Source organism: Pseudomonas sp. B20(2017) (assembly GCF_002113125.1).
In the GTDB taxonomy this organism is placed as follows: domain Bacteria; phylum Pseudomonadota; class Gammaproteobacteria; order Pseudomonadales; family Pseudomonadaceae; genus Aquipseudomonas.
The window spans coordinates 104,779-113,699 of the sequence record NZ_NEJP01000021.1 but is presented as its reverse complement, the minus strand read 5'-3'; the positions used below and the strand labels follow the sequence as shown (position 1 = coordinate 113,699).

The window sequence follows — 8,921 nt, the reverse complement described above, 5'->3', positions numbered from 1 at the left end:
TAAACTTGCTCGGGTCGTATTCGCACTACTAAAGGGGCAGAGCGAATACCAGCCGAAAGCAAGTTGAGGGTTGCCCCTCAACCATAGAATCTCCCACAGGATCTATGTTGGACTTGTGGGAGCGAGCCTGCTCGCGATTGGGGCCACCAAAAACTCAGCATTTACTGAGTCGCCGGCCGGTACTGCAACGCCTCGGCCAGATGCTCGCGACTGATGTCTGCGCGCTTCTCCAGATCCGCCAGCGTTCGTGCGACCTTGAGCAATCGATGCGCCGAGCGCAGCGACAAGGTCAGTCTTTCGCACGCCGTCTCCAGCCAGTTTTCATCGGTTGTGGATAACTTGCAGTGCTTTTTCAGCCCCGGTAAATCAAGAAACGCATTGGCGCAGCCCTGGCGTTTTTGCTGACGCTCTCGGGCTTCGGCGACCAGCGTGGCCGCGCTGGCGCTGTCTTCTCCCGGTTTCACAGCAGGGTTCAGCGCTGTCGCCTCCCGCGCTACCGTCAGGTGCAAATCGATCCGGTCCAGCAACGGCCCCGACAGTTTATTGCGATAGCGCTGCACCATGTCCGGCGTGCACGAGCACTTGCCGCTCGGCTCGCCAAGATATCCACAGGGACAGGGATTCATCGCCGCCACCAACTGGAATCTTGCGGGAAACCGCACCCGTTCCTTGGCTCGGGCAATCACGATGCAGCCGGACTCCAGCGGTTCGCGCAGAACCTCCAACACCTTGCGATCAAATTCGGGCAGTTCATCGAGAAACAGCACACCGTGGTGGGCGAGGGTGATTTCGCCGGGTTGCGGTTTCGAGCTGCCACCGACCAGTGCCGGCCCGGAGGCCGAGTGATGTGGTTGGCGGAACGGGCGCTGCGGCCAATGGGTCAACGGTGCGCCGCTGGCGACGGATTGAATCGCCGCCACCTCCAGCGCTTCACTCTCGGCCAGCGGTGGCAGCAACCCCGGTAAACGACTGGCGAGCAACGTCTTGCCCGTCCCCGGCGGCCCGCTGAACAGCAGGTTGTGCGCGCCGGCGGCGGCAATCAGCAGCGCCCGTTTGGCGGCTAGTTGGCCCTGTACTTCATTCAGGTCGGGATAGGGTTTGGCGGCATGGAGCAGCCCATCGGAGACATAAGGCTCGACCGGCGTATGCCCATTGAAATGCGCCACAGCCTCCAGCAGATGATCCACTGCGATCACCCTCAGTCCCGACGCCAGGCAAGCCTCCTCGGCATTCGCCCGTGGCACCACCAGCTTCCGCCCGGCCTTGCGCGCTGCCAGTGCCGCCGGCAACACCCCGCGCACCGCCCGCACTGCGCCGGATAACGCCAGCTCACCCAGGCACTCCACATCATCCAGCGTCAACGTCGGTACCTGCACACTTGCCGACAGAATCCCCAGCGCAATCGCCAGATCGAACCGCCCGCCATCCTTGGGCAAATCAGCCGGCGCCAGATTCAGCGTGATCCGCCGCGCCGGAAACTGCAGCCCGGAATTGATGATGGCGCTGCGCACCCGATCCTTGCTCTCCTTCACTGCCGCTTCGGGCAGGCCGACCATGGTCAGCGAGGGCAAGCCGTTGGCCAGGTGGACTTCGACGGTGACAGCGGGAGCATCCACGCCAATCTGGGCGCGACTGTGGACGATGGCGAGGGACATGGTCGTTCCTTGAGTTGAATCGAGGGGCCGCTTCCTGCGGGTTTTTGAAGGGTAGTTGAGCGGGGTTCTAGCGTTTGAGTAGAGGTTTACAAGACGTATCAGAAAGCGGTTGTGCGGGCCTATGCATTCACCTTCTGCCTGCTAACAGACCACTTGGCTCAAGCTCAGGTCCGCACGTAACGGCAACTTCAATAAACCTCCGTTGATTGGCCGAACCCCACGCCTGAGTTCTGGATGAATCTTCAGTCGACTTACGAGTTGCGAAAAGCTGAAGTTTAGAGAAGAGCTTCCGTCCGTGATCAAGTGGAGCGGCTGGCGCATTGCGCTTGATCTGAATCCAAGGTCATACGGCGGGGAACTGAACAGTTGCTGTGACTACTCCTCAGAAAACCGATTGTTGCAGCTATCTCGAGGCGAAAAAAAACCGCCTTGAGGAGACGGTTTTCTGTTGCAGGCTTCGGTGAGGCCAAGGCCTGCGCATCCTTAGTGGACACACTCACGTTTGCTGAGGTTATGCAGGTTTGATCGCTGGCACAAGCATCAACGAAATTCCGCCAACCAGTTGCGGGCTGGGATGAGGACTCACTCAGCCGGCGGCGTCAGCTTCGCTTCCATCTCCGCCACCTTCGCCTCAAGGCTCTCCAGCCGGGCGCGAGTGCGCGCCAGCACCACCATCTGACTGTCAAACTCTTCGCGGCTCACCAAGTCCAGTTTGCTAAAGGCACTTTGCAGCAGCATCTTGAACTGGCTTTCGATTTCGGCTTTTGGCAACGGTGTGTCGCCGCTGAACAGGCGGGAGGCGGTGCCGCTCAGGGCGTCGAGGAAGTCTTTGGGCGCAAGCATGGGATATGTCCTGGAAACAATGGCCGGCAGTGTATCACGCAGTGTCTATAGTCATTGACGCAGGCACGGATGCACGCTTTTCGCGCAACTGGATGCACGGCCGCGCACCGTTGTTGTGCGTATCCCGAGTGCCATTTGGGTGATGGCATCTGCGGCAGCGGCCAAGGGATTGAAATCAGTGGTTTTTGGCGAGATGGCAAGCTTTCTGCTTAGTCACCTTCGACCCATGCACTGATGCAGTCGCTGTGACGAATGCAGTGCGGCAGACGGAGCGGGGAGTTTCGTCTGGAGCGGTTAGCTGGCGTCGACAACGAAGCGTTACAAAGCCAGGCACTGCGCTTAGACTTGAGTCGGGTTTGTTTTCCTGGGGCAAGTCCACCAATTCGGGAGAGAGTTTCATGAAGCTAGTCACTGCCATCATCAAGCCGTTCAAGTTGGACGACGTGCGCGAGTCGCTGTCCGAAATCGGCGTGCAGGGCATTACCGTTACTGAAGTCAAAGGCTTCGGTCGGCAGAAGGGACACACCGAGCTGTATCGCGGCGCGGAGTATGTGGTCGATTTTCTGCCCAAGGTGAAAATCGACGTTGCCATCGACGACAAGGATCTGGATCGGGTTATCGAGGCGATAACCAAGGCTGCCAACACCGGCAAGATCGGTGACGGCAAGATCTTCGTGGTCAATCTGGAACAGGCGATCCGCATCCGTACCGGCGAAACCGATACCGACGCGATCTAAACGCCGCCACAAACCCAACGCCCCAGGAGAAAACAATATGACTCTGCGTAAATTCGCAGGGCTAGGAGCCCTGTTGTCTATCGTAATGCCCGGCCTGGCCATGGCGGCAGACGAGGTGGCAGCTCCAGTCCTGAACTCCGGCGATACCGCCTGGATGCTCACCTCCACAGCCCTCGTGCTGTTCATGACCATTCCCGGTCTCGCGCTGTTCTACGGCGGCATGGTTCGGTCGAAAAACATTCTTTCCGTGATGATGCAGTGCTTCGCCATTACCGGTCTGATCAGCGTCCTGTGGGTCATTTATGGCTACAGCATCGCGTTCGACACTACCGGCATGGAGCAGGGCGTCGTCAACTTCAACTCGTTCGTGGGCGGTTTCGGCAAGGCGTTCCTGGCCGGTGTCACGCCAGCGAGCCTGACCGGCCCGGCGGCGCTGTTCCCCGAGGCGGTCTTCATCACCTTCCAGATGACCTTCGCGATCATCACCCCGGCGCTGATCGTCGGTGCGTTCGCCGAGCGGATGAAGTTCTCCGCGATGCTGATCTTCATGGGCATCTGGTTCACCCTGGTTTATGCACCGATCGCGCACATGGTCTGGTCCGGCAACGGCGGCCTGATGTGGGACTGGGGCGTACTCGACTTTGCCGGCGGCACCGTGGTGCACATCAACGCCGGTGTGGCCGGTCTGATTGCCTGCCTGGTACTGGGTAAACGCAAAGGCTTCCCGACCACCCCGATGGCGCCACACAATCTGGGTTACACCCTGATGGGCGCGGCGATGCTGTGGGTTGGCTGGTTCGGCTTCAACGCCGGTTCCGCCGCAGCCGCCAACGGCACCGCCGGCATGGCGATGCTGGTGACTCAGATCGCGACCGCCGCTGCCGCACTGGGCTGGATGTTCGCCGAGTGGATCACCCACGGCAAACCAAGCGCACTGGGTATCGCATCCGGCGTCGTTGCAGGTCTGGTCGCGATCACTCCGGCCGCTGGCACCGTGGGCCCGATGGGCGCACTGGTGATCGGTCTGGCGGCAGGCGTGGTGTGCTTCTTCTGCGCCACCACCCTGAAACGCAAACTCGGTTATGACGACTCCCTGGATGCCTTCGGCGTGCACGGTATCGGCGGTATCCTTGGCGCGATCCTGACCGGTGTGTTCGCTGCACCGTCGCTGGGTGGCTTCGGCACCGTCACCGACATCGCCGCACAAGTCTGGATTCAGTGCAAAGGCGTCGGCTTCACCGTGATCTACACCGCGATCGTCACCTTCATCATCCTCAAGGTGCTGGATGCCGTGATGGGCCTGCGCGTGACCGAGGAAGAAGAATCGGTCGGCCTAGACCTGGCACAACACAACGAGCGCGGCTACAACCTGTAAGCACGCGCCGCAAAAAACTTGCCCGGCTCGCCGGGCATTTTTTTGTCTGGAATTTGTCTTCCCTGATACAGCTGAAAGGATTTTTCGTACTGCTTTGGTCGTGTTTACGACGAGTGTTTTTCTGCGGCCAAAGGCTTACATCATTGAAGGAACATCAGGGCCTTTGTTTTTTTCCAGAGCGCGCTAGAATGCGCCCCGAACGTGCGGAGAACTGTATGTGGCAACAGACTCTGATAACCCTGCGGGCACGGCCCCGGGGCTTTCATCTGGTGACGGACGAGTTGCTCGCCGGCCTGCCCGAACTCAAGGCATGCCGGGTCGGTCTGTTGCATTTGTGGCTGCAGCATACCTCGGCGTCGTTGACCATCAACGAGAACGCCGATCCGGCGGTACGTCGCGACTTCGAACGATTTTTCAATCGTCTGATCCCACAAGGAGCAGACGGCTATGAGCATAACGACGAAGGCCTGGACGACCTCCCGGCGCACTTCAAGGCCAGCGTGCTGGGCTGTCAGATCAGTTTGCCGGTAACGGCGGGCCGACTGGCACTGGGTACCTGGCAAGGCGTTTATCTGGGCGAGCACCGTGATCATGGCGGTGCCCGTAAAGTCCTCGCCACCTTGCACGGTGAAGGGGCATAAACCGTTGGTCACCAATGGTTACCGATTTTTTTCCGGCGACTTTCGACAGTCGCCAAAGCTGGTCTATAACTAATCTGCTTTTCGCAAGTCATGAGGTAGAACATGAGCGACGATGATCTGGAAAACGACGACCTCGAAGTAGGCGACGAAGACGAGGCCGAAGACGGTCTGGAAGCAGCAGCGGAAGACGTTGCTGAAGACGATGGCGGTGACGATACGCCTGCCCCGGCTGCCAAAGGCAAGGCCAAGGCTGCGGTGTCGGTCGACGAGTTGCCGAGCATTGAAGCCAAGAACAAGGAGCGCGACGCCCTGGCCAAGGCCATGGAAGAGTTCCTTGCACGCGGCGGCAAGGTGCAGGAAGTGGAGGCCAACGTGGTCGCCGATCCGCCCAAGAAACCGGACAACAAGTACGGCAGCCGCCCTATCTGAGGCGTGTCGCTTGCTTGCTGAAAAAGCCCGCCGTCGCTGCGGGCTTTTTCATGGGCGAAAGAAAATTAGCCGCGGCTGTTCCAGCGGGCGAGCACCGCGGGCAGATCGTTCAGGCTGCGAATCTCGGCATCCGGCAGGCGCTCCGCTTCCCAGACCTTGCCGGCCGGGTTGAACCAGATCGCACGCAATCCCGCTTGCTGAGCCCCGGCGATGTCGTCCCCCGGGTGGTCACCGATATGTACCGCCGCCTCGGCGCTCACGCCACCGCGCTGCAACGCTTCATGGAACAGTCGCACATCCGGCTTGGCGATGCCGATGTCTTCGGCGCACAGCGCAAACTTGAAGTAGTCCGCCAGCCCGAGACGACGCACATCGGCATTGCCGTTGGTGACTACGCCGAGGGCGTAATGTTTGGCGAGGGTTTCCAGAATCGGCTCGACTTCCGGGAACACCTCGATCTGATGCCGCGCATGCAGAAACACTTCAAAACTCTTGTCTGCCAGCTCCGACGCTTCGCCGTGGGCGTAGCCGGCTTCTTCCAGCGCATGGAACAGCACCCGCCGGCGCAGCGCGCTGATGCGGTGCTTGAGTCCCGGCTCGCTGGCCAGCACTCGTTCGCGGATCGACCAGAGATGCTCCACCGGCACCGCGCCCAGATTCGGCGCATGTTCGCTCAGCCATTCGCGCAAAACCGCTTCGGCGCTGACGATCACCGGGGCGGTGTCCCACAGGGTGTCGTCGAGGTCGAAGGTGATCAACTGGATGCTCATGAATCGTCGCCTTTCATGCGTTTGGCCCGTGGATGGGCGCTGTCGTAGACCGCCGCCAGGTGCTGGAAGTCCAGGTGGGTATAGATCTGGGTGGTCTTGATGTCCGAGTGGCCGAGCAGTTCCTGCACCGCGCGCAGGTCCTGGGAGGACTCGAGCAAATGGCTGGCGAAGGAGTGCCGCAGCATGTGCGGGTGCAGGTTCTGCCCCAGCTCGCGCTCGCCGGCCAGTTTGACCCGCACCTGAATCGCTCGCGGGCCGAGGCGTCGGCCTTGCTGGCTGACGAATACCGCGTCGTCCGCAGGATTGGTCAGCGCCCGCAGCGGCAGCCATTGCTCCAGTGCTTCCCGGGCTTTTTTGCCGACCGGCAACAGGCGCGTCTTGCTGCCCTTGCCGAGCACCTGAACCATGCCGTCGGCCAGATCGAGCTGATCGAGATTGAGTCCGGTCAGCTCCGACAGGCGCAGGCCGGAGGAATAGAACAACTCCAGAATTGCCTGATCACGCCGCGCGAGGAAATCGTCCTCCACGGCGCCTTCGAGCAATTGCAGGGCGCGGTCGGTGTCGAGGGTTTTTGGCAGGCGGCGTTCGCCTTTCGGCGGTGCCAGACCCGTTGCCGGATCGTGATCGCAGAGGCCTTCGCGGTTCAGATAGTGATAGAGCCCGCGCACCGCCGAGAGCAGGCGTGCCAGGCTGCGCGAGGACTGGCCCTGCGCATGCAGGCGGGCGATCAGACTGCGCAGACGCTGGATATCCAGTGCCTGCCAGCTGCCGATGTTCTGTTTGTTGCACCAGCCGAGGACTTTATCGAGATCGCGGCGGTAGGCCGACAGCGTGTGCGGCGACACCTGCCGCTCACTGCGCAGGTGTTCGCAGTAAGCGTCCAGTTGTCGTTCCATGCTCAGCGTACCGAGCGCAGGGAGCTGTTGACCCGTGGCAGCACGCGACCCATGACTTCGGCGATGTAGCTGAGGAACAGCGTGCCGACCGAGCTCTTGTAGTGCTGCGGATCACGGCTGGCGATGGCCAGGATTCCGTGGATGCCTTGATGGCTGACGGCGACCACGGCGGTGGAGCCGATCTGCTTGCGTTGTTCTTCGCCGAACAGGAAGTCCAGCTCGTGTTCACGCAGGCTGCCGCTGACGCTCTTGCCTTCGGTGAGCAGGCCGCCGATGGCGGTTTGCGCATCGGCGTGGGTCACCCAGCGACCGACCGGGGCCGGGTTGTCGCCGAGCAGGATCAGGCTGACAAAGGGCACCTGGAAATCCTGGCGCAGGCTGTCTTCGACGCTGATCACCACGTCTTCCAGAGTGGCAGCGTCCATCAGGGCGAGGATCAGGCGACGGGTCTTGTCGAACAGGCGATCGTTGTCCCGGGCGACGTCCATCAGGTGCGAGAGGCGATGACGCATCTCGATGTTGCGGTCGCGCAGAATGGCCATCTGACGCTCCACCAGCGAGACGGTATCGCCGCGTTGATGGGGGATGCGCAGGGACGGCAGCAGTTCTTCATGCTCGACGAAGAAGTCCGGATGAGCCTCCAGGTACGCGGCAACCGCTGCCGCCTCCAGGCTCTCGGACGCTGATTCACCGGACTGTCGGGCGGGTACCTGAGGCTTATCGGTCATGGCTTCTGCTCACTCAAAGACGCACTTGTCCTTCGTATACGCGCACTGCCGGGCCGGTCATCAACACCGGTTGGCCAGGGCCTGCCCACTCAATGGACAGGCGCCCGCCCGGCAGGTCGATCAGCAGTGGCGAATCCATCCACCCCTGACTGATCGCAGCTACAGCAGCAGCGCAGGCACCGGTTCCGCAGGCCTGGGTTTCCCCGGCGCCGCGTTCCCAGACGCGCAGTTGTGCGCGATGGCGGTCGATGACCTGGAGAAAACCGACGTTGACCCGCGCCGGGAAGCGCGGATGGTGTTCGATTTTCGGCCCCAGTTCATGCACCGGTGCAGTGTTGATATCGTTGACCCGCAGCACCGCATGGGGATTGCCCATCGATACCGCCGCCAGATCGACCGGCGTACCGTCGACATCGACCCGATAACTCAGGGCCTGCTCCGGCGCCTGGAACGGAATGTCCGCCGGCACCAGGCGCGGGGCGCCCATGTTCACGCCGATCTGGCCGTCGTTACGCACGTCCAGTTCGATGATGCCGCCCTTGGTCTCGACGCGGATCTGACGTTTGGCGGTCAGGCGCTTGTCGAGCACGAAGCGGGCGAAGCAGCGCGCACCGTTGCCGCACTGCTCCACTTCGGAGCCGTCGGAGTTGAAGATCCGGTAACGGAAATCCACATCCGGGTTGCTCGGCGCTTCGACGATCAGCAACTGGTCGAAACCGATGCCGGTGTGCCGGTCGCCCCACATTTTTGCGTGCTTGGGCTGAATATGCGCGTGCTGGCTGACCAGGTCGAGAACCATAAAGTCGTTGCCCAGGCCGTGCATCTTGGTAAAACGCAGCAGCATGGG

10 protein-coding genes are annotated in these 8,921 nt (G+C 61.3%); 4 read left to right on the top strand and 6 right to left on the bottom strand.

The annotated features are described in order from the left end of the window. Window positions 1–161 precede the first annotated feature (161 nt). Together CAF63_RS25490 and CAF63_RS25485 are read right to left on the bottom strand one after the other, a co-directional pair. Window positions 162–1,655, bottom strand: coding sequence for a YifB family Mg chelatase-like AAA ATPase (locus CAF63_RS25490; RefSeq protein ID WP_085689978.1), 1,494 nt, complete (start codon window positions 1,653–1,655; stop codon window positions 162–164). Window positions 1,656–2,237: 582 nt separating this feature from the next. Further along, a complete protein-coding gene (locus tag CAF63_RS25485; RefSeq protein ID WP_007920416.1) occupies window positions 2,238–2,498 on the bottom strand; it encodes an accessory factor UbiK family protein in 261 nt (86 codons plus the stop codon). 398 nt (window positions 2,499–2,896) lie between these two features. On the opposite strand from CAF63_RS25485, the gene glnK reads away from it, so the two are divergent. From glnK to sutA, 4 genes are all read left to right on the top strand, one after another. After that, window positions 2,897–3,235 carry a P-II family nitrogen regulator gene (glnK, locus tag CAF63_RS25480; RefSeq protein ID WP_002555808.1) on the top strand — a complete coding sequence of 113 codons (339 nt, stop codon included), beginning with the start codon at window positions 2,897–2,899 and terminating at the stop codon, window positions 3,233–3,235. Window positions 3,236–3,272: 37 nt separating this feature from the next. After that, on the top strand, window positions 3,273–4,610 hold the full coding sequence (locus tag CAF63_RS25475) for an ammonium transporter (RefSeq protein WP_007951904.1): 1,338 nt from the start codon (window positions 3,273–3,275) through the stop codon (window positions 4,608–4,610). A 215-nt stretch (window positions 4,611–4,825) separates the two neighbouring features. Further along, window positions 4,826–5,251: a secondary thiamine-phosphate synthase enzyme YjbQ gene (locus CAF63_RS25470; protein WP_011336526.1), complete on the top strand. Its 426-nt coding sequence runs from the start codon at window positions 4,826–4,828 to the stop codon at window positions 5,249–5,251. Window positions 5,252–5,353: 102 nt separating this feature from the next. Then, window positions 5,354–5,680, top strand: a complete 327-nt coding sequence (sutA, locus tag CAF63_RS25465; protein WP_007951900.1) for a transcriptional regulator SutA — start codon at window positions 5,354–5,356, stop codon at window positions 5,678–5,680. Between the two features lie 65 nt (window positions 5,681–5,745). Here sutA and CAF63_RS25460 read toward each other — a convergent pair whose 3' ends face one another. Genes CAF63_RS25460 through dapF form a run of 4 tightly spaced genes read right to left on the bottom strand, consistent with a single transcriptional unit; the run spans window position 5,746 to window position 8,918 of the window. Next, window positions 5,746–6,450 (bottom strand): HAD family hydrolase, encoded by a 705-nt coding sequence (locus CAF63_RS25460; RefSeq protein ID WP_085689976.1) that lies wholly within the window; start codon window positions 6,448–6,450, stop codon window positions 5,746–5,748. Further along, window positions 6,447–7,346 (bottom strand): tyrosine recombinase XerC, encoded by a 900-nt coding sequence (gene xerC, locus CAF63_RS25455; RefSeq protein ID WP_007951897.1) that lies wholly within the window; start codon window positions 7,344–7,346, stop codon window positions 6,447–6,449. The genes CAF63_RS25460 and xerC overlap by 4 nt, the downstream gene beginning before the upstream one ends. A gap of 2 nt (window positions 7,347–7,348) precedes the next feature. Further along, complete coding sequence (locus tag CAF63_RS25450; RefSeq protein ID WP_007951894.1) at window positions 7,349–8,074, bottom strand: DUF484 family protein; 726 nt, start codon at window positions 8,072–8,074, stop codon at window positions 7,349–7,351. A 13-nt stretch (window positions 8,075–8,087) separates the two neighbouring features. Then, window positions 8,088–8,918 (bottom strand): diaminopimelate epimerase, encoded by an 831-nt coding sequence (dapF, locus tag CAF63_RS25445; RefSeq protein WP_085689974.1) that lies wholly within the window; start codon window positions 8,916–8,918, stop codon window positions 8,088–8,090. Between the last annotated feature and the right edge of the window lie 3 nt (window positions 8,919–8,921).